At 64.7% G+C, this 20,125-nt stretch carries 16 protein-coding genes; 2 read left to right on the plus strand and 14 right to left on the minus strand.

All coding sequences use genetic code 11. The features are described from left to right. Positions 1–16: 16 nt before the first annotated feature. The 9 genes from gltB to AC3B6A_RS24905 all read right to left on the minus strand — a co-directional run bounded on the left by gltB (position 17) and on the right by AC3B6A_RS24905 (position 13,331). Positions 17–4,462: a glutamate synthase large subunit gene (gltB, locus tag AC3B6A_RS24865; protein WP_488399760.1), complete on the minus strand. Its 4,446-nt coding sequence runs from the start codon at positions 4,460–4,462 to the stop codon at positions 17–19. Between the two features lie 454 nt (positions 4,463–4,916). Then, positions 4,917–6,596: an AAA family ATPase gene (locus AC3B6A_RS24870; protein WP_488399761.1), complete on the minus strand. Its 1,680-nt coding sequence runs from the start codon at positions 6,594–6,596 to the stop codon at positions 4,917–4,919. A 6-nt stretch (positions 6,597–6,602) separates the two neighbouring features. Continuing rightward, positions 6,603–7,709, minus strand: a complete 1,107-nt coding sequence (aroB, locus tag AC3B6A_RS24875) for a 3-dehydroquinate synthase (RefSeq protein WP_488399762.1) — start codon at positions 7,707–7,709, stop codon at positions 6,603–6,605. Between the two features lie 50 nt (positions 7,710–7,759). Further along, positions 7,760–8,251 (minus strand): shikimate kinase AroK, encoded by a 492-nt coding sequence (gene aroK, locus AC3B6A_RS24880; RefSeq protein WP_488403698.1) that lies wholly within the window; start codon positions 8,249–8,251, stop codon positions 7,760–7,762. 35 nt (positions 8,252–8,286) lie between these two features. Next, positions 8,287–10,425, minus strand: a complete 2,139-nt coding sequence (locus tag AC3B6A_RS24885; protein WP_488403700.1) for a type IV pilus secretin PilQ — start codon at positions 10,423–10,425, stop codon at positions 8,287–8,289. Between the two features lie 53 nt (positions 10,426–10,478). Further along, a complete protein-coding gene (gene pilP / locus AC3B6A_RS24890; RefSeq protein ID WP_488399763.1) occupies positions 10,479–11,003 on the minus strand; it encodes a type 4a pilus biogenesis lipoprotein PilP in 525 nt (174 codons plus the stop codon). Next, positions 11,000–11,677, minus strand: a complete 678-nt coding sequence (pilO, locus tag AC3B6A_RS24895) for a type 4a pilus biogenesis protein PilO (RefSeq protein WP_488399764.1) — start codon at positions 11,675–11,677, stop codon at positions 11,000–11,002. The genes pilP and pilO overlap by 4 nt, the downstream gene beginning before the upstream one ends. Further along, the gene (pilN, locus tag AC3B6A_RS24900; protein ID WP_488399765.1) at positions 11,674–12,267 is read right to left on the minus strand and encodes a type 4a pilus biogenesis protein PilN; all 594 of its coding nucleotides are present in this window, start codon (positions 12,265–12,267) and stop codon (positions 11,674–11,676) included. The genes pilO and pilN overlap by 4 nt, the downstream gene beginning before the upstream one ends. Beyond that, a complete protein-coding gene (locus AC3B6A_RS24905; RefSeq protein ID WP_488399766.1) occupies positions 12,267–13,331 on the minus strand; it encodes a pilus assembly protein PilM in 1,065 nt (354 codons plus the stop codon). The genes pilN and AC3B6A_RS24905 overlap by 1 nt, the downstream gene beginning before the upstream one ends. Before the next feature lie 185 nt (positions 13,332–13,516). Here AC3B6A_RS24905 and AC3B6A_RS24910 point away from each other — a divergent pair, with 185 nt between their 5' ends. Together AC3B6A_RS24910 and AC3B6A_RS24915 are read left to right on the plus strand one after the other, a co-directional pair. Next, the gene (locus tag AC3B6A_RS24910) at positions 13,517–15,955 is read left to right on the plus strand and encodes a penicillin-binding protein 1A (RefSeq protein ID WP_488399767.1); all 2,439 of its coding nucleotides are present in this window, start codon (positions 13,517–13,519) and stop codon (positions 15,953–15,955) included. A gap of 182 nt (positions 15,956–16,137) precedes the next feature. Beyond that, positions 16,138–16,605: a hypothetical protein gene (locus tag AC3B6A_RS24915; RefSeq protein ID WP_488399769.1), complete on the plus strand. Its 468-nt coding sequence runs from the start codon at positions 16,138–16,140 to the stop codon at positions 16,603–16,605. Here AC3B6A_RS24915 and AC3B6A_RS24920 read toward each other — a convergent pair. The 5 genes from AC3B6A_RS24920 to AC3B6A_RS24940 all read right to left on the minus strand — a co-directional run bounded on the left by AC3B6A_RS24920 (position 16,599) and on the right by AC3B6A_RS24940 (position 19,968). Next, positions 16,599–17,093, minus strand: coding sequence for a YgjP-like metallopeptidase domain-containing protein (locus tag AC3B6A_RS24920; RefSeq protein ID WP_488399770.1), 495 nt, complete (start codon positions 17,091–17,093; stop codon positions 16,599–16,601). The two genes, AC3B6A_RS24915 and AC3B6A_RS24920, sit on opposite strands and share 7 nt — an antisense overlap. A 50-nt stretch (positions 17,094–17,143) precedes the next feature. After that, entirely contained in the window at positions 17,144–17,914 is a 771-nt protein-coding gene (locus AC3B6A_RS24925; protein WP_488399771.1) for a class I SAM-dependent methyltransferase, read from the minus strand. A 37-nt stretch (positions 17,915–17,951) separates the two neighbouring features. Next, positions 17,952–18,392 (minus strand): hypothetical protein, encoded by a 441-nt coding sequence (locus AC3B6A_RS24930; protein WP_488399772.1) that lies wholly within the window; start codon positions 18,390–18,392, stop codon positions 17,952–17,954. A 71-nt stretch (positions 18,393–18,463) separates the two neighbouring features. Beyond that, positions 18,464–19,528 carry a class II fructose-bisphosphate aldolase gene (fba, locus tag AC3B6A_RS24935; protein ID WP_488399773.1) on the minus strand — a complete coding sequence of 355 codons (1,065 nt, stop codon included), beginning with the start codon at positions 19,526–19,528 and terminating at the stop codon, positions 18,464–18,466. A 110-nt stretch (positions 19,529–19,638) separates the two neighbouring features. Beyond that, entirely contained in the window at positions 19,639–19,968 is a 330-nt protein-coding gene (locus AC3B6A_RS24940; protein ID WP_488399774.1) for an MliC family protein, read from the minus strand. Positions 19,969–20,125 lie beyond the last annotated feature (157 nt).

Genomic DNA, 20,125 nt, shown 5'->3' on the forward strand with positions numbered 1-20,125 from the left:
TCCAGACTTCGGGCGCTTATTGCGGGTTGGCACGGGTGCTGGTCAGCAGCGAACCCAGGCTCGCGGCCTTGGGTTTCACCAGCCAGAACCGACGCAGGTAGTCGTCGAGGTTCTCCAGCAGATGCGTGCCCCACTCGCTCGCGGTTTCCGCCACGTACTCGACCAGGACCTTGCGCAGGTGGCTGCGGTAGGCCTCCATCGCTTCGCCGCTGATGCGCTGGATTTCCACCAGCTCATGGTTCACACGGTCGACGAAGGTGTTGTCCATGTCGAGGACATAAGCGAAGCCGCCGGTCATGCCGGAGCCGAAGTTGTAGCCGGTCTTGCCCAGCACGCAGATGAAGCCGCCGGTCATGTATTCGCAGCAGTGGTCGCCGGTGCCTTCCACCACGGCATGGGCGCCGGAGTTGCGCACGCCGAAGCGCTCGCCCGCGGTGCCGGCGGCGAACAGCTTGCCGCCGGTGGCGCCGTACAGGCAGGTGTTACCGACGATGGCCGATTCCTGCGACTTGAACGGGCTGCCCTTGGGCGGGGTGACGACCAGCTTGCCGCCGGTCATGCCCTTGCCCACGTAGTCGTTGGCGTCGCCTTCCAGGTACAGGTGCAGGCCGCCGGCGTTCCACACGCCGAAGCTCTGGCCCGCGGTGCCCTTGAAGCGGAAGGTGACCGGCGCCTTGGCCATGCCCTGGTTGCCGTGGACCTTGGCGATCTCGCCGGAAATCCGCGCGCCGATGGAACGGTCGCAGTTGCAGATGTCCAGCTCGTACTCGCCGCCCTTGGCATCCTTGATGGCGCCACGGGCCAGCTCGACCATCTTCTCGGCCAGCAGGCCCTGGTCGAACGGCGGGTTCTTCTCGACGACGCAGAACTGCGGCTTCTCGGCCGGGATCAGGTCGCTGCCCAGCAGCGGCGTGAGGTCGAGGTTGCCCTGCTTGGGCGTCTCGCCCGGGAGGATTTCCAGCAGGTCGGTGCGGCCGATCAGTTCTTCCAGGCTGCGCACGCCGAGCCTGGCCAGCCACTCGCGGGTCTCGCTGGCGATGAAGGTGAAGAAGTTCACCACCATGTCCACGGTGCCGATGAAGTGGTCCTTGCGCAGCTTGTCGTTCTGGGTGGCGACGCCGGTGGCGCAGTTGTTCAGGTGGCAGATGCGCAGGTATTTGCAGCCCAGGGCGATCATCGGCGCGGTGCCGAAGCCGAAGCTCTCGGCGCCGAGGATGGCCGCCTTGATGACGTCCAGGCCGGTCTTCAGGCCGCCGTCGGTCTGCACCCGGACCTTGCCGCGCAGGTCGTTGCCGCGCAGGGTCTGGTGCGCCTCGGCAAGGCCCAGTTCCCACGGGCTGCCGGCGTACTTGATGGAGGTGATCGGCGAGGCGCCGGTACCGCCGTCGTAGCCGGAGATGGTGATCAGGTCGGCATAGGCCTTGGCCACGCCGGCGGCGATGGTGCCGACGCCGGGCTCGGAGACCAGTTTCACCGACACCAGCGCCTGCGGGTTGACCTGCTTGAGGTCGAAGATCAGCTGGGCGAGGTCTTCGATGGAATAGATGTCGTGGTGCGGCGGCGGCGAGATCAGGGTCACGCCGGGCACCGCGTAGCGCAGGCGGGCGATCAGGCCGTTGACCTTGCCGCCCGGCAGCTGGCCGCCCTCGCCGGGCTTGGCGCCCTGGGCCACCTTGATCTGCAGGACCTCGGCGTTGACCAGGTATTCCGGGGTCACGCCGAAGCGGCCGGTGGCCACTTGCTTGATCTTCGAGCTCTTCAGCGTGCCGTAGCGCGCCGGGTCTTCGCCACCCTCACCGGAGTTGGAGCGGCCGCCCAGGCGGTTCATGGCTTCGGCCAGGGCCTCGTGGGCCTCCGGCGACAGCGCGCCGAGGGAGATGCCGGCGGCGTCGAAACGCTTGAAGATGGACTCCAGCGGCTCGACCTCGTCCAGGCTCAGCGGCTGCTCGGCGGTCTTCACCTTGAGCAGGTCGCGCAGCATGGACACCGGGCGCTGGTCCACCAGCGCGGTGTATTCCTTGAACCGGGCGTAGTCGCCCTGCTGCACGGCGGCCTGCAGGGTGTTCACCACGTCCGGGTTGTAGGCATGGTACTCGCCGCCGTAGACGAACTTCAGCAGGCCGCCCTGCTGGATCGCCTTGCGGCTGTTCCAGGCTTCGTTCGCCAGCAGCTTCTGCTCGTTCTCGATGTCGAGGAAACGAGCGCCCTGGATGCGGCTCGGGGTGCCCGGGAAGCACAGGCCGGTGACCTCGTCGGACAGGCCGATGGCTTCGAACAGCTGGGCGCCGCGGTAGGAGGCGATGGTGGAGATGCCCATCTTCGAGAGGATCTTCAGCATCCCCTTGGAGATGCCCTTGCGGTAGTACTTGAAGACCTCGTAGAGGTCGCCCAGCACTTCGCCGGTGCGGATCAGGTCGGCGAGCACCTCGTAGGCGAGGAACGGGTAGACCGCGGACGCGCCGAAGCCCACCAGTACCGCAAAGTGGTGCGGGTCGCGGGCGGTGGCGGTTTCCACCAGGATGTTGGAGTCGCAGCGCAGACCGGTCTGCACCAGGCGGTGGTGCACGGCGCCGACGGCCAGGGCCGCGTGCACCGGCAGCTTGCCGGGGGCGATGTGGCGGTCGGAGAGCACCAGCAGCACCTTGCCGGCGCGCACGGCTTCCTCGGCCTGGTCGGCGATGTTGCGCACGGCTGCTTCGAGGCCAACGGACTCGTCGTAGTTCAGGTCGATGTGGTGACGATCGAAGCCCGGACGCTCCAGGTTCATCAGGGTCCGCCACTTGGCCGGGGAGATCACCGGGCTGGTCAGGATCGCCTGGTTGGCGTGGTGCGGGGACTCTTCGAAGATGTTCTGCTCGATGCCCAGGCAGGTTTCCAGGGACATCACGATCGCCTCGCGCAGCGGGTCGATCGGCGGGTTGGTCACCTGGGCAAAGACCTGGCGGAAGTAGTCGTAGGGCGAGCGGATGCGCTTGGAGAGCACCGCCATCGGCGTGTCGTCGCCCATCGAGCCGACCGCTTCCTGGCCCTGTTCGGCCAGCGGACGCAGCACCTGGTCACGCTCCTCGAAGGTGACCTGGAACATCTTCATGTACTGCTTAAGCTGGTCGCTGTCGTAGCTGGCCACGCCCTGGTCGTCGTCCAGGGTGGCCTGGATACGCAGCGCGCTCTGGCGCAGCCACTGCTTGTACGGGTGGCGCGACTTGAGGCGGTTGTCGATGTCCTCGGTCTGCAGCAGCTGGCCGGTCTCGGTATCCACCGCGAGGATCTGGCCCGGGCCGACGCGGCCCTTGGCGATGACGTCCTCGGGCTTGTAGTCCCATACGCCGATTTCCGAGGCGAGGGTGATGTAGCCGTTCTTGGTGGTGACCCAGCGCGAGGGGCGCAGGCCGTTGCGGTCGAGCAGGCAGACGGCGTAGCGGCCGTCGGTCAGCACGACGCCGGCGGGGCCGTCCCACGGCTCCATGTGCAGCGAGTTGAATTCGTAGAACGCGCGCAGGTCGGCGTCCATGGTCTCGACGTTCTGCCAGGCCGGCGGAATGATCATGCGCAGGCCACGGAACATGTCCATGCCGCCGGTGACCATCAGCTCGAGCATGTTGTCCATGCTGGAGGAGTCGGAACCCACGCGGTTGACCAGCGGGCCGAGCTCGTCGAGGTCCGGCATCCACTCGTTGCTGAACTTGCCGCGACGGGCCTGGGCCCAGTTGCGGTTGCCGGTGATGGTGTTGATCTCGCCGTTGTGCGCCAGCAGGCGGAACGGCTGGGCCAGCGGCCACTTGGGCAGGGTGTTGGTGGAGAAGCGCTGGTGGAAGACGCAGATGGCGGTCTTCAGGCGCTCGTCGGAGAGGTCCGGATAGAAGGCGGCGAGGTCCGCCGGCATCATCAGGCCCTTATAGATGATGGTCTTGTGCGAGAAGCTGCAGACGTAGTGGTCGGCGTCCTCGGCATTGGCCACGGAGGAGCGGCGGCGGGAGCTGAACAGCTTGACCGCGAATTCCTGGTCGGACAGGCCTTCGCCACCGATGAACACCTGCTCGATCTGCGGCAGGCGTTCCAGCGCCAGGCGGCCCAGCACGCTGGTGTCGATCGGCACCTTGCGCCAGCCGACCAGCTTCAGGCCGGCACGCTCGATCTCGCGATTCATGTTCGCGCGGGCGGCTTCGGCTTTCACCGGGTCCTGGTTGAAGAAGACCATGCCCACCGCGTACTGGGCGGGCAGCTCGGCCCCGAAGGCCTCCTTGGCCACGGCGCGCAGGAACTGGTCGGGCTTCTGGATCAGCAGCCCGCAGCCGTCCCCGGTTTTCCCGTCCGCGTTGATCCCACCTCGGTGGGTCATGCAGGTCAGTGCTTCGATGGCGGTTTGCAGAAGTTCATGGCTTGCCTCGCCCGTCATATGGGCGATCAGGCCGAATCCGCAGTTATCCTTGAACGTCTCAGGATGGTACAGACCTGCTTTCATAGGGAACTCTCACCGGCAAAACTTTTTTAATTTCTTGGGTCTGCTGACGTTTCGCCATGTGCCGCATTGCCGCGCCCCCGTTTCGCTCGGGCAAGCCCGGTTTCCCGCGCACCCCGAAGGCACGGGCCGCCTCTCATGTGCGGCGCCGCTATGCCCCTGGTTCACCTGGAATGACGCAAACCGCGTTGTCTGCCGCGTCTTACCCTACGCGGCGGCGGCTCCGTCTCGGCCATGTCGAAACGTCAGCAGACCCATCTTCAAGCACTTCGCCCGTCTACCCGCTCAAGCGGCAAGTTTCCGATAGGCAAAGGGAGGTCATTGTACACACGGTGAAAGCGGCGTCACTAATTTTTATGACGCCCTACAGAAATTCGATGTCGCATTTCTGAAAGAAAAATGCCGAAACCCGCATGAGCGGATTTCGGCATTTTCATTTTTGCGACGCAGCGGCCTTTCAGTGCGCGCCAGCGATGTCCTGCTGGATGCTGGAGAAGGGGCGCGCCCAGGGCTTGGAGGCCTGGATCTTCGCCGGCAGCTTCTTGATCGCCGCCTGCGCGGAGGCGCGGTCGGCGAAGTTGCCGTAGGTCACGACGTAGAACGGCTTGCCCTGCAGGTTCTTGCGGAAGTAGCGGTAATCGCCACCGCCCTGCTGACTGATGAAAGCCTTGGCGCTGGCTTCCGAACCGGTGCCCAGCACCTGTACGGAGTAGTGCGAGCCGGCCTGGGACTGGTACCAGCTGCTGCCGCCGGCGCTACCGGTGGCGGCGGGCTTGCTCGCCGTTGCCGGCTTGGCACTGGCGACGGTGGTTGCCGGCTTGGTCGCCGCTGGCTTGGCAACCGGGACAGGCTTGGCCGGCGCGGTAGCGGTGGGCTTGACCGGCTCGGGACGCGGCGCGGGCGTCGGTGCCGGTTGCGGCGCGGCGGCCTGCTGCTGGGTCGGTGCTGGCGGTACCGGGTTCAGCGGCGCCGGGGCGTTGCTGGCCAGCGGCGTCACCGGCGGCGCGGTGGTGGTTACGGTCGGCGGAATGGCCGCGGACGGCATACCGCCGTCATCGGCGTCATCCTGGCCACCGGCCTGGGCCATCGGCTCGCGGATCACCGGCTGGCTCTCGCCCACCAGCGGCAGCGGCAACGGCTGGTTGGAGCCGGCGAACTCGACCGACGGGCCGGAGCCCTGGGCGTCCGGTTGCGGGGCCGCACCCGGCTGCGGCGCGGCGCCACCCAGCGGCAGCTGCGAGGAGCTTTGCGCGGCGGTGTTGCTCGCGGCATCCGGCTTGCTGGTCTTGCCCTGCATGAACCAGGCAGCGATCACGCCGATGGCGACCACGCCGAGGATCGCCAGATGCTTCTTCGGCAGTTTGAAACCGGGGCCGGCCGCCTTGCGGGCACCGCCACGGTCAGCCAGCATCGCCTCGATCATGGCGTCGCGGGCGCTCTGGTTGATCGCCCCCGGCCAACCGCCGGACTGTTCGTGGATATCGGCCAGCAGGTCGGCGGAAATCAACTCGATGCCCTGCCCGGCGCCTTCCAGGCGCTGCGCCAGGTATTCGCGGGTCTCTTCTTCGCTGTAGGGCTGCAGCTCGATGGCGTGGAAGCGCTCCTCGCCTTCGGAGAGCACCTCCAGACGCGACAGCAACGCCGACTCGCCGAACAGGAAGACGTGCAGGCGCGCCTCGGAGTTGCCGGCGGCCAGGAGCAGCAGCACTTCCAGGGCGTCGTCGCGCAGTTGCTCGGCGTCGTCCACCAGCAGGTAGACGTCCTGCCCGGTGATCGCCAGCTGGGCAACCTTGGCCAGGATGGCTTCGAGGCTGGTCTGGGTAATGCCCAGGCCCTGGGCCAGTTGGCGCAGCAGGGTGGCTTCGTCGGTCACCGAACGGCCGGAAATGACCACGCTGGACACCGCGTCCTTGTTAGTGCTGGCCACCAGCGCCTGGCGCAGCAGGGTCTTGCCGCTGCCCAGCGGACCGGTTACGGCCAACAGCAGGTGGCTGTAGCGCGCCAGGTGGTGCAACTGGCCCAACACGGGTTTGCGCTGCGCCGGGAAGAACTTGAAGCCGGGAACCCGCGGTGCGAACGGGTCGTGGCTGAACTGGTAGTGGGCCAGGAAGGCCTCATCGGCATGCAAGCTGGACATGGGACCTCAGTGTTCTCCTGCCTGACCGACCAGTGTCTGGTAGTCAGTGCGCAGCGTTTCTTCCAGAATCTCACGGGGGAATTCGGCGGTCACGACCGCAGCCCCCAGCCCTTGGAGCAAGACCAGACGCAAACGTCCATCGAGCACTTTCTTGTCGACGGCCATGTGCTCGAGAAAATGCTCGGCATTCATTTCCCGCGGCGGGACGATCGGCAACTTCGCCGCGGCGAGCAGGCGGATGCCGCGATCACGCTCGGCTTCCGTCAGCCACCCCAGTCGATGCGACATCTCCAGTGCCATCACGGTTCCCGCGCCCACGGCTTCGCCGTGCAGCCAGACGCCATAACCCATGTGGGTTTCGATGGCGTGGCCGAAGGTATGACCCAGGTTGAGGGTGGCGCGGACGCCGGTTTCCTTCTCGTCGGCACCGACCACGCGGGCCTTGGCGGCGCAGGAGCGCTCGATGGCCTCGGTCAGCACGGTCGGCTCCAGGGCCAGCAGGTCATCCACGCGCGCTTCCAGCCAGGCAAGGAAGGGCTCGTCGCAGATGAAACCGTACTTGATGACTTCCGCGAGGCCGGCGGAGAGTTCGCGCGGCGGCAGGGTACGCAGGGTGGCGGTATCGATGACCACCGCCCGGGGCTGGTAGAACGCCCCGATCATGTTCTTGCCCAGCGGGTGGTTGATGCCGGTCTTGCCGCCAACCGAGGAGTCGACCTGGGACAGCAGGGTGGTCGGTACCTGGATGAAGTCCACGCCGCGCTGGTAACAGGCAGCGGCGAAACCGGTCATGTCGCCGATGACGCCGCCGCCGAGGGCGATCAGGGTGGTCTTGCGGTCGTGCCGCGCCTTGAGCAGTTCGTCGAAGATCAGTTGCAGGGTTTCCCACTGCTTGTAGGCCTCGCCGTCGGGCAGCACCACCGAGGTGATCCTGTAGCCCGAGAGGGTCTTCCGCAGTCGATCCAGGTACAGCGGCGCGATGGTTTCATTGGTGACGATGGCGACCTGACAGCCGCGGATATGCGGCTCGAAGCAGCGCGGATCATCCAACAGCCCTTCGCCGATATGGATCGGGTAGCTGCGATCGGCCAGATCGACGTTGAGTGTGCGCATGAAACCCCCAGGCAGGAAAGGGGACTAGGATACCGCAGATTGCAGCGCCGTTAATGGCGCTCCAGTTCTCGCAGGCGCTCCAGTATCTCCAGAACCACGAGACGCGGCGGCCGCTCATCGGTTTCGATGATCACATCGGCGATTTCGCGGTACAGCGGATCGCGCACCTGCATGAGGTCACGGAGGATCTGATCCGGGTTGGGCTTCTGCAGCAGCGGGCGATTCTTGTCGCGCGCCGTGCGGGAAATCTGCTGCTCGACCGAGGCATGCAGGTAGATCACCTTGCCGCCGGTCTTGAGTATCGAGCGATTGGCCTCGCGCATCACCGCGCCGCCGCCGGTGGCGATGACCATGCCACCTTCGGCGCAGAGCTCGGCGAGCATCGCCTGCTCACGCTCGCGGAAGCCCGCCTCGCCCTCGACATCGAATATCCAGGGGATGTTGGCTCCGCAGCGCTGCTCGATCTCTTTATCCGAATCTTTGAAAACGAGGTGAAGCTCTTTGGCGAGAAGACGCCCGATGGTGCTTTTCCCAGCTCCCATCGGGCCTACCAGAATCAAGTTGGACACGACATTGATCAACGGCCGACTGCAAAGGCCTGATTATTCATAATCCGCGGAGTAATGAAAACCAGCAGCTCGCTCTTGCTGTCGGTTACCGAGTCGCGACGGAACAGTCGGCCAATAAAGGGGACGTCCCCAAGGAACGGAACCTTGTCGGTCGCCTTGGTCTGGGTGTTGGAGAACACGCCACCGATCACGATGGTCTCGCCATCGTTGACCAGCACCTTGGCATTCACCTCGTTCTTCTTGATCGGCGGTACGCCGTTCAACTGGTTGGCGTAGTCCGGCTCATCCTTGTTGACCTTCACTTCCATGATGATGCGGTTGTCCGGGGTGATCTGCGGCGTCACCTCCAGGGCCAGCGCCGCCTCCTTGAAGGACACCGAGGTCGCGCCACTGGAGCTGGCTTCCTGATAGGGAATCTCCGAGCCCTTCAGGATCTTCGCGGTCTCCTTGTCGGAGGTGACGACCTTCGGCTGGGAAACCACTTCACCATTGCCGCTCTTCTCCATGGCGGAAAGCTGTAGATCGAGCATGGCATGATCGCTCAGGAAACCGATGCCGATACCCGAGGTGCTATTGAGGACCCCCATGTCGACGAAGGGAACCGGAGCCACACCGTCCTCTGCTGTCCAGTTGCCCACCGTATCGGTGCCCGGCAGGAACAGCTGGCCATCGCTGACAGTACGAGCGCCGTCCTTGCCGTAGAAGTCCCAGTTGCCGGAACTGACGGCACCACCCCAACGAACGCCCAGACTCTTGCTGTAATCCACAGCGGCCTCGACGATACGCGCCTCGATCATCACCTGACGAACTGGAATGTCCAGCTGGGCGACGATACGGCGCAGCTCGTCCAGGCGATCCTGGGTCTGATAGGCAATGATCGCATTGGTGCGGTCATCGACAGTGAGCGAACCACGATTGTCCGCGCCCGCAGCCGGAGCCCCCGGAGCGCCACTCGCACCAGTAACCGACTGGAACAGCTTGGCGATGTCGGCGGCCTTGGCGTAGTTCACCTGAATCAGTTCGCGACGCAGCGGGGCCAGTTCGGAAATCTGCTTCTGCGCCTCGAGCTCCTGACGCTCACGCGCCGCGATCTCTTCCGCCGGCGCAACCAGCAGCACGTTACCGACCTTGCGCTTGTCCAGGCCCTTGGTCTTCAGCACCAGGTCCAGCGCCTGATCCCACGGCACGTTCTGCAGGCGCAGAGTGATATTGCCCTGGACGGTATCGGACGCCACCAGGTTCAGATCGGTGAAGTCGGCGATCAGCTGCAGCACCGAACGTACGTCGATATCCTGGAAGTTCAGCGACAGCTTCTCGCCGGTGTAGGCGAAGGTGTCCTTCTTTCGCTTCTCGGCATCGTCGACGGTCAGCGGTTTGATGCTGACGGTCATCCGATTGTCGGTCTGATAGACGAGATAGTCGAACAGGCCGGTCGGCTCGATGGAGATACTGGCCTTGTCACCCGATGCGGACGCATTGACGAACTGCACCGGCGTGGCGAAGTCCTTCACATCCAGACGTACCCGCAGGTTGTCCGGCAGCTGGGTACGCGGGAAGTCCAGACGGATCTTGCCGCCCTGCTCCTGGATGTCCGGGCTGACCGTCGGATCGGACAGATCGATCACGACATTCCCTTCGCCCTGCTCGCCGCGCTGGAAGTCGATGTTGCGAATAGCCTTGCCCGCAGGAATATAGGGCTTGGGCTGGGCCGGCTTGGCGATCGATGTGGAAACCGGCGCCGCCGACGCGACGGTACTGGAAGCCCCTGGGGTACCGCCCACCACGACATACAGGTTCGACCCATCCGCCCGGGTGGTGTAAGGCACCAGGGTGCCCAGATTGACGATCAGGCGAGTGCGGTCTTTCGCTTCGACCACCGTCAGGCTGCGAGCATTGCCCACGCCCAGTTCGCGGTTCTTGCTGCCCAGCTTGTTCTGCACACCCGGCAGATCCAGCGCGATACGCGCCGGCTGCTCGATGGTGTAACCGCGCGGCGCCGCCACCGGCCCGTCGAAGCCCAGTTTCAGCTCGACCCGATCACCCGGCAGGGCCGCCACATCGACGCTCTGCAGGTTGGCGGCCAGCAGGGCTGGCGCAAAGACTGCCGCGAGCAAGGAGATGCTCAGGCGGGAAAGTGTTCTATTCATCGTCTGAATCCGTCGTGCAGACTGCTGTTGGTTATCCATCTTCATCCCCGCCCTTAGGAACGTTCCTTGAGAGTCAGGCTACGCGGACGCTCAAGCCAGCCACCCTCACCATCAGGAACGATTTCAATCACGTCGACCTTGCCCTCGCTGATCGCAACGATCTTGCCGTCGTTGCGCCCCAGGTAGTCGCCGATCCGTACCCGGTGCACCCCTCCCGCACCTTTCACGAGAGCGAACATCTGGCTGTCCTTGGACAAGGTGCCCACCATCTCGAAGGTTTCGATATTGAAACCTTCAAGGAATTGCTTGACCCGGGTCTCGTCGGGCTTGACGACCTTGTTGCCCTTCTGCTTCACCGCCAGGTCGATCTTGACCGGCGGCTGGAACGGGCTGCGCAATGCCGCGGCGCTGTAGGTGAACGCCTCGTACGGCTGGAACTTGGGCAACGGTTCGATGGCACCCTGGGGACGCGCGCGAACTTCGTCCATGTAGGCCTGCAGATCGCCGAAATCGCCCCCGGAACCACACCCGTTCAGACTCAGGAGCAGGAAACTACAAATAATCAGGCGCCCTTTCATTTCTTGGCTCCCGCGCTCGGGGCTTTCGCCTTAGCCTTCACGCCCTTGTCACCAACCTTTACGCCCTTGTCGTTGTAGCGATAGGTCTTGGCCAGAATGCTCATCCTCAGCCTGGACGTGCTGTCGGCGCTGGCAGGCTTGATCTCGAAGTCGTGCAGGGTAACGATCCGTGGAAGACTGGCCACGCCGCTGACGAATGTCGCCAGATCGTGATATCCGCCCACGACACTGATCCGGATGGGCAGCTCGATATAGAACTGCTGGGTCACTTCCGGCAGCAGCTTGATCTCCTCGAACTCCAGCCCGCTTCCCAGGCCGGTACGGGTGATGTCTTCAAGCAGCCCCGGCACTTCGGTATCGCTGGGCAACTGCCGCAGCAGGGCGCCGAAGGACTCCTCCATTTCCTTCATCTGGGCCTTGTAGGCCTCCAGGTTCGCCGCCATGGACGCCTTGGAGGCAAACTGCTGCTTGAGCGTCTCTTCCTCCGCACGCTGCCGATCCAACTGATCCTGCAGGTCCTTCAGATGGAAGTTGTAGCCAAGCGCGAGCACCACGGCCGTCAGCAGGATGCAGGCGATAACCTTCACAGCCGCCGGCCAGGAGCCAAGGTTGTTCAGGTCAAGATCGCTGATGTCGATCTTGCGCAAGCTCTCGAGGGAACTGGCCAGACTCATTTCTTGGCTCCTTGCGCAACGTTCTTCTGCTCTGCCTGTTCGGCCCCGGGCTGAGTCTGCTGAACGGTCAACTGGAACAGGTTCGCCTGATCCAGCCCTCCCTGGGTCACCGCCTTCACTTCCGTCAGGTTTGGCGACACCAGCCACTCGGAGGCATCCAGATTACGCATCAGGGTGGACACCCGGTTGTTCGACTCGGCCGCCCCCGCGATGGCGATGGACTTCCCGGTCATCTTCAGGCTGGTGAAAAAGACGCCATCGGGCAGCGTACGCACCAACTGGTCGAACACCCGGCCGATGATCGGACGGTTGCCCTGCAGGTCCTGAATGATCTTCATGCGTTCCAGCAACTGCTGGCGGCGGGTCTTCAGTTCGCTGATTTCCTTGATCCGCGCATCGAGCACGGCAATTTCCTTGCGCAGGAAATCGTTGCGGGCGTTCTGATTCTCGATCGACGAATTCAGGTACTGATCGCCCAGGAACACCAGGCCGGCAGACACCAGCAACACGCCACCCAGGATCACCAGGAAGCGTTGCTTGCGCTCTTCGCGCAGCTGCTCCCGCCACGGCAATAGGTTGATGCGGGTCATCAGTCGAAACTCCTCATCGCCAGACCGCAGGCAATCATCAGCGCCGGCGCATCGCTGGCCAGCGCCCCCGCATTGACCTTTCCGCTCAGCACCATGTTGGTGAAGGGGTTAGCCACGAGTGTCGGAGTACCGATCTTCTGCTGGATCAACCTGTCCAGGTCAGGGATGGAAGCCGTTCCGCCCGCCAGCAGGATGTAGTCCACATCGTTGAACTGACCGGCTGCGAAGAAGAACTGCAGCGAACGGGATACCTGCTGAACGACGGCATCCTTGAACGGTTGCAGAACCTCGCTGTCATAGTCATCCGGAAGACCGCCCTGCTTCTTGGCAAGACCGGCTTCCTCCACGGACAGACCGTAGCGGCGCTGGATCTCCTCGGTGAGCTGACGCCCGCCGAACAGTTGCTCGCGCGTGTAAATGGTGCGGCCGTGGTGCAGCACGCTCAGCGTGGTCATGGTGGCGCCGATGTCGACCACCGCGACGGTGAGTTCGTCGGCATTGCCGCCCAACTGATCGCCGAGCAGGCCGAACGCCCTTTCCAGCGCATAGGCTTCGACGTCGACCACCTTGGCCGTCATCCCCGCCAGTGCCAGGGCCGCCTCGCGCACTTCGACGTTTTCCTTCCGGCACGCGGCGAGAAGCACATCGACGCGCTCGGTGTTCCTTGCGGAAACGCCCTGCACCTCGAAGTCGATCGCGACTTCTTCGAGCGGATAGGGGATGTACTGGTCGGCCTCGATCTTCAGCTGGTTCTCCAGCTCGTCTTCCGAGAGACCGCCATCCATCTCGATGGTTTTGGTGATGACCGCCGAGCCGGCGACAGCGACCGCAGCCGTCTTCACGCCGGTGCGCGCCTTGGCGACCACGCGTGACAACGCCTGGCCGACACCCTCCAGCTCAGCGATGTTCTTTTCTACCACTGCATTGGGCGGGAGCGGCTCGACGGCATAGGCCTCTACTTTGTAGCGGCCTCCCGAGCGGCTCAATTCGAGAAGTTTGACCGAAGTCGAACTGATGTCTATCCCCAGCAGCGTGTTCGCTTTCTTATTGAAGAGCCCTAGCACGACTGATTTCCTATCAGCATCCGAGACTTACGGACGATTTATGTTTTTTCACATTAGATACCAGACTTGACACCCGCGCAAATGGCTCGATGGGAAAAAAACTGCTTATAATGTGATCAGCTTTTCCCTTTTTGCCGCGCCATCCGCTTAACTCTTTCTTTTCTCTGGAAATCCAAGACCTTCCAATGCGCCTGCTGAAGTTTCTGTGGTGGACATGCGTCACCATAATCTGTGGATTGCTGCTCAGTTTCAGCGGCGCCTATCTCTACCTCAGCCCCAACCTTCCGTCCGTGGAGGCCTTGCGCAACGTGCGTTTGCAGATGCCGTTGCGGGTGTACAGCAGCGATAACAGATTGATAGCAGAGTTTGGCGAAATGCGCCGTACGCCGATCCGCTTTGCCGAAATCCCCCAGGATTTCACCCACGCACTGTTATCGGCCGAGGATGACAATTTCGCGAACCATTATGGCGTGGACGTCAAGAGCCTGATGCGTGCTGCTGCCCAATTATTGAAGACAGGGCATATCCAGACCGGCGGCAGTACCATCACCATGCAGGTGGCGAAGAACTACTTCCTCACCAACGAGCGCAGTTTCTCCCGGAAGATCAACGAGATATTGCTTGCGCTGCAGATCGAGCGCTCGCTCACCAAGGACGAGATCCTCGAGCTGTACGTCAACAAGATCTACCTGGGCAACCGCGCCTACGGCGTGGAAGCTGCCGCCCAGGTCTATTACGGCAAGTCGATCAAGGACTTGAGCCTGGCCCAGATGGCGATGATCGCCGGCCTGCCGAAGGCCCCGTCGCGCTACAACCCGCTGGCCAACCCGGCGCGCAGCCTGGAGCGCCGCAACTGGATCCTCGAGCGCATGCTCAAGCTGGGCTTCATCGACCAGCCACGCTACGACGAAGCGGTGAAGGAACCCGTCGGGGCGTCCTACCACGTACAGAGCCCTGAACTGGCCGCCCCCTACATCGCCGAGATGGCCCGCGCCGAGCTGGTCGGACGCTTCGGCGGCGACGCCTACACCGAGGGCTACCGCGTCTACACCACCGTGCGCAGCGACCTGCAGGAGCTCGCCAACAACTCCCTGCGCGACGGCCTGCAGGAGTATGACCAACGTCACGGCTATCGTGGTCCGGAGACCCGCCTGCCCGGCAAGACCCGCGACGCCTGGCGCCAGGCGATCGCCCAGCAGCGCCCGCTCGGCGGCCTGGAGCCGGCCATCGTCGTCCAGGTGGAAAAGAGCGGCGTCATGGTGATGACCCGTGACGGCAAGGAAGAAGCACTCCCCTGGGACGGCATGAAGTGGGCGCGCCCCTACCTCAGCAACAACAGCATGGGCCCGATGCCTCGCCAGCCGAGCGACGTGGTCCAGCCCGGCGACGTGGTCCGCGTGCAACGCCGCGACGACGGCTCGCTGCGCCTGACCCAGGTGCCCGCCGCGCAGAGCGCGCTGGTCTCGCTGAACCCGCAGGATGGCGCGATCCTCGCGCTGGTTGGCGGCTTCTCCTTCGAACAGAGCAACTACAACCGCGCGACCCAGGCCAAGCGCCAGCCCGGCTCCAGCTTCAAGCCGTTCATCTACAGCGCCGCGCTGGACAACGGCTTCACCGCCGCCTCGCTGATCAACGACGCCCCCGTGGTGTTCTACGACGAGTACCTGGACAAGGTCTGGCGGCCGAAGAACGACACCAACACCTTCCTCGGCCCGATCCCGATGCGCGAGGCGCTGTACAAGTCGCGCAACATGGTGTCGATTCGTATCCTCCAGGGGCTGGGCGTCGAGCGCGCGCGCAACTACATCAGCCGCTTCGGCTTCAACAAGGACGAGCTGCCGCCGAACCTGTCGATGGCCCTCGGCACCGCGACCCTGACGCCGCTGGAAATCGCCACCGCCTGGAGTACCTTCGCCAACGGCGGCTTCAAGATTTCGCCCTTCGTGGTCGAGCGCATCGAAAGCCGCGACGGCAAGGTCGTCTACCAGGCCAACCCGGCCCGCGTGCCGAACGACCCGGCGCAGGCCGAGCAAGCCCAGGCCCAGGCCCAGCCCAGCGGAACCAACGAACTGGGCAACGACGACCCGAGCCTGGCCAGGACCACCATCGAGCCGGCCGCCGCCGAGCGCATCATCGATGCCCGCACCGCCTACATCATGACCAGCATGCTGCAGGACGTGATCAAGCGCGGCACCGGCCGCCGCGCCCTGGCGCTCAAGCGTGACGACCTGGCCGGCAAGACCGGCACCACCAACGAGTCCAAGGACACCTGGTTCTCCGGCTACAACGCCGACTACATGACCACCGTCTGGGTCGGTTTCGACCAGCCGGAAAGCCTCGGCCACAGCGAGTACGGCGGCAACGTGGCGCTGCCGATCTGGATGCGCTACATGGGCGCCGCGCTGAAGGACCGGCCGTCGCACCTGCTGTCCGAGCCCGCCGGCATGGTCAGCCTGCGCATCGATCCGGTGACCGGCCGCGCGGCGGCGCCGGGCACGCCGGGCGCTTATTTCGAGCTGTTCAAGAACGAGGACACGCCGCCCTCGATGAGCGAACTGGCTCCGGGAAGCGCTCCGGGAAGCGGCATGCCGGCCGAGGAAGAAGCACCGATCGACCTGTTCTGACAGGCAGGCAAAAGCCCCTCGCAAGAGGGGCTTTTGCATTGAACGGAATGCTTCTCAAAGAAACCGTGGCGTTTAGCCAAATCATTGATTAATCTCACCTTTGCGGCGGCGAACAGCCCCGGACGACCGACCCCATCCGGCGCGCCCGGGGCTTGCCGCAGCAACGAAACCGGGACATCCGCATGCTGCGCCAACTGCCTGGCTGGCTGTTCTGCCTGATCGCGCTGCTGCTCGGCGCGCCGCTGCTGCGCCTGCTGGCCGCGCCCCGCGTCCTCGCGCCCGCCCCCGATCTCGTCTACCTCGACCAGCTGTTCGCTGCGCTGATCGCCTGCGCAGGGCTGGCCGGCCTGTTCATCGCCTTCCTGCTGCGCCTGCCCGGCCGCTCGATCGCTGCGCTCGCACTGCTGCTGCCCGCGGCAGCGTTCTGCATCTGGCACCTCAGCCACGTCACGCTCGAACCGAGCTCGCCCACGCCGGAGCAGTACCGGCTGATCCTGGCGGGGCTGACGGTTTTCGCGCTGTTTCTTGCCGGCATCGGCTGGCTGGGCGGCCGGGAGGGCGTCCGACGGACGGCGCTCCGCTATCTGGGTCTGGCCTTGCTGCTGCCCTGGAGCCTTGGCCTGTTCTACCTGGCGCGCCTGTACTACTGAGGCAGATCGCGCCAAGTCAGGTAGACGCGCAGGTCGAACTCCAGTTGGTGATAGCCCGGCAGCATGTGCTCGCAGAGCTGGTAGAAGGCCTTGCCGTGGTCGCGTTCCTTCAGGTGCGCCAGTTCGTGGACCACGATCATCTGCAGGAACTCGGGCGCGGCGTCCTTGAACAGCGAGGCGACGCGGATCTCCTTCTTCGCCTTGAGCTTGCCGCCCTGCACCCGCGAAATCGCCGTGTTCAGGCCGAGGGCGCGCTGCACCACGTCCAGCTTGTTGTCGTAGAGCACCTTGTCCACCGCCGGCGCGGTGCGCATGTGCCGCTGCTTGAGGTCCATGGCGTAGGTGTAGAGCGCCTTGTCGCTCTGCACGTCGTGGCGGCCGGGATAGCGGCGCTCCAGGTACTGGCCGAGGCGGTCCTGCTCGATGAGCTGGCGCACCTGGTCCTGGAGCTGTTGCGGGTAGGCCTGGAGATAACGAAGCGGCTGCATGGGGAAGCGACTGGCGGGAAATCCGGCCGCCAGTCTACCTGATTCCCCGCTCAGCCCAGCGCGCGGGCGCTGTAGGCCTCGGTGCGGTAGGGGAACGCCACTTCCGTACGCCCTTTCAGCTGCGGATGGCTGGCGATCAGCTCGCGCAGCTGCTCGGCGACCCGCTGCTTCTGTTCGTCCGGCAGCGCGGCGATGAAGCTGACCGACAGGACGCGCGACACTATCACCTGCTCCGGCGGGCCGACATGCTGGTAGCTGAATTCGCGCAGGCGCAAAGGCCCGAACGGCGCCTCGGCGAACGCCCGGCGCCACTGGCCGGTATGGAAACGCGGCGTGCTGCCTTCGTAGCGCTCGACGATGCGGTTCACCTCGGCGACCCAGTCGATCCGCTCGTCACGGACATTCCAGACCAGGCCGAGATGGCCGCCCGGACGCAGCACCCGGTGGATTTCCGCCAGCGACCGCTCGTCAGCGAACCAGTGGAAGGCCTGGGCGCAGGTCAGCGCATCCAGGCTCTGCGCCGCCAGGGGAATCGCCTGGGCGGTGCCATTGAGCGCCTTCACCGTCGGCAGGGCCGCGCTCAGTTGCTCGCGCATCGCCGCCACCGGCTCGATCGCCGTGACCTGCGCACCGGTGCGCAGCAGCAAGGCGGTGAACTTCCCGGTGCCCGCGCCAAGGTCGACCACGTCCTTGCCCGGGCCGATCTCCAGCGCCTCGCCGAGCCAGCCCAGCAACTCCTCCGGATAGTCCGGGCGCCCGTGGGCGTAGGCTTTCGCTTCGCGGGCGTAACCGTCCCGCGCACTGCCATGTACATCCGTCATCGTTCCTCCAGAGCCCGTCCGGCCCGAGCGGGAGGGCTCAGCGGAACCGGCAGGCCTTGCCGTCGAGATGGCTCTTGCCATCAAGATAGCTACGGTAGCAGCTGAGCAGGCGCGAATCCTTGACCCGGCAACGTTTCTGCCGGCATTCGCTGTGGAACTCGAAGCGGCCGCCATCGGGATCGGCAAGCTGGATGCGGATCGCCGGCCAGCCGTTATTCGGCGCCTTCTCCGGCGTGCTCAGCACGCGGTTCTCGTTCTCCACCAGCGCCGCGCCCGCCTCGGCGTAGTCGAAGACGAACAGCAAGGTGCGCGAGGTCTTCAGCGTGCATTCCTGGTGGCTCAGGCAGTTCTGCGCGTCCACCGGCAGGTCCACCGGCGGCTTGGGCGGTGGCGCCGGCGGTTGCGCCGGACGCAGCGAACAGCCGGCCAGCAGCGCCAGCGACAAGGCGGCCAGCCCGGCACGCAGCAACATCGACATGCCATCGATCTCCTTCTGGCGAATACGAAAGAGCCCCGCGGGGCGGGGCTCTTCAGCGAACAAAGCCGGGATCAGTTGATCTTCGGCTCCAGCTCGCCCTTGGCGTAGCGCTGGAACATGCCTTCCAGGGAGACCGGCTTGATCTTGGAGGCGTGGCCGGCGGTGCCGAAGGCTTCGTAGCGGGCGATGCAGATGTCGCGCATGGCTTCGATGGTCTTGGCGAAGTATTTGCGCGGATCGAACTCGCTCGGGTTCTTGGCCAGGAAGCGACGGATGGCGCCAGTGGAGGCCAGGCGCAGGTCGGTGTCGATGTTCACCTTGCGCACGCCGTACTTGATGCCTTCGACGATTTCCTCGACCGGAACGCCGTAGGTTTCCGGAATTTCGCCGCCGAATTCGTTGATGATCGCCAGCCAGTCCTGCGGTACCGAGGAGGAACCATGCATCACCAGGTGGGTGTTGGGGATGCGCGCATGGATTTCCTTGATGCGCTGGATCGACAGGGTGTCGCCGGTCGGCGGCTTGGTGAACTTGTAGGCGCCGTGGCTGGTGCCGATGGCAATCGCCAGGGCGTCGACCCGGGTCTTCTTCACGAAGTCGGCGGCTTCTTCCGGGTCGGTCAGCAGCTGGCTGTGGTCCAGCACGCCTTCGGCGCCGACGCCGTCTTCCTCGCCGGCCATGCCGGTTTCCAGGGAGCCCAGGCAGCCCAGCTCACCTTCCACGGACACGCCGCAGGCATGGGCGAAGGCCACGGTCTGCTGGGTCACGCGGACGTTGTAGTCGTAGTCGGCCGGGGTCTTGCCGTCTTCCTTCAGCGAGCCGTCCATCATCACCGAGCTGAAGCCCAGCTGGATGGAGCGCTGGCAGACGTCCGGGCTGGTGCCGTGGTCCTGGTGCATGCACACCGGGATGTGCGGGAATTCTTCGATGGCCGCGAGGATCAGGTGGCGCAGGAAGGGCGCGCCGGCGTATTTGCGCGCGCCGGCGGAGGCCTGCACGATCACCGGCGAGTCGGTCTTGTCGGCCGCTTCCATGATGGCGCGCATCTGCTCGAGGTTGTTGACGTTGAAAGCCGGGACGCCGTAGCCGAACTCGGCGGCGTGGTCCAGCATTTGGCGCATGCTGATGAGTGCCATGGTTTTCGCTTCTCCCAGAAGTCGGGCTCATTAACGTAATTCAAAAGCCTGCCGCAGGGGCAGGCCGTGTTCAAGTCTTGCGGCCCGGGCCGGACAGTCGGCGCCCGGGGTTACTTGCAACCTCGGCCGATGAGATCGTTGCTCTCGACCCAGTAGATCAGCCCCTGGTCCCCGGTGATGCTGAATCCGACCAGTCCGTCACTATAGAAAGCGCCAGCGCCGCCGGGTTCCTCCTCCAGGTGATGGACCACGTCATCCTCGCCCAGACGCAGGTCGACCACCGACTTGCTGGCATCCACGTAACGCCAGATGGCTTCGGCCTGGCTGTCGCAGGTCCAGCGATTCCAGCCGCCCGCTTTAGCGCCGGCGCCACCGGACGAATGGCTCGAGCATCCCGCGACCAGCGACAGCGCGAGGGCCGGGACAACATAACGCAGCATCGGGCGACTCTCCCTTGAGACGGCTTTCCCGCCGGATATCCAGTGCGCCAGCTTGCCCGCCCCGCCGCAGGAACGCCAGCGCCGCCCCCGATCAGACGAGGGCGGCGCCGTGCGGATTGGGAGCGGGTCGGCGTATTCGCCGCCGGAGCCCAGGGAC

The organism is Pseudomonas sp. B12(2026) (assembly GCF_057767015.1).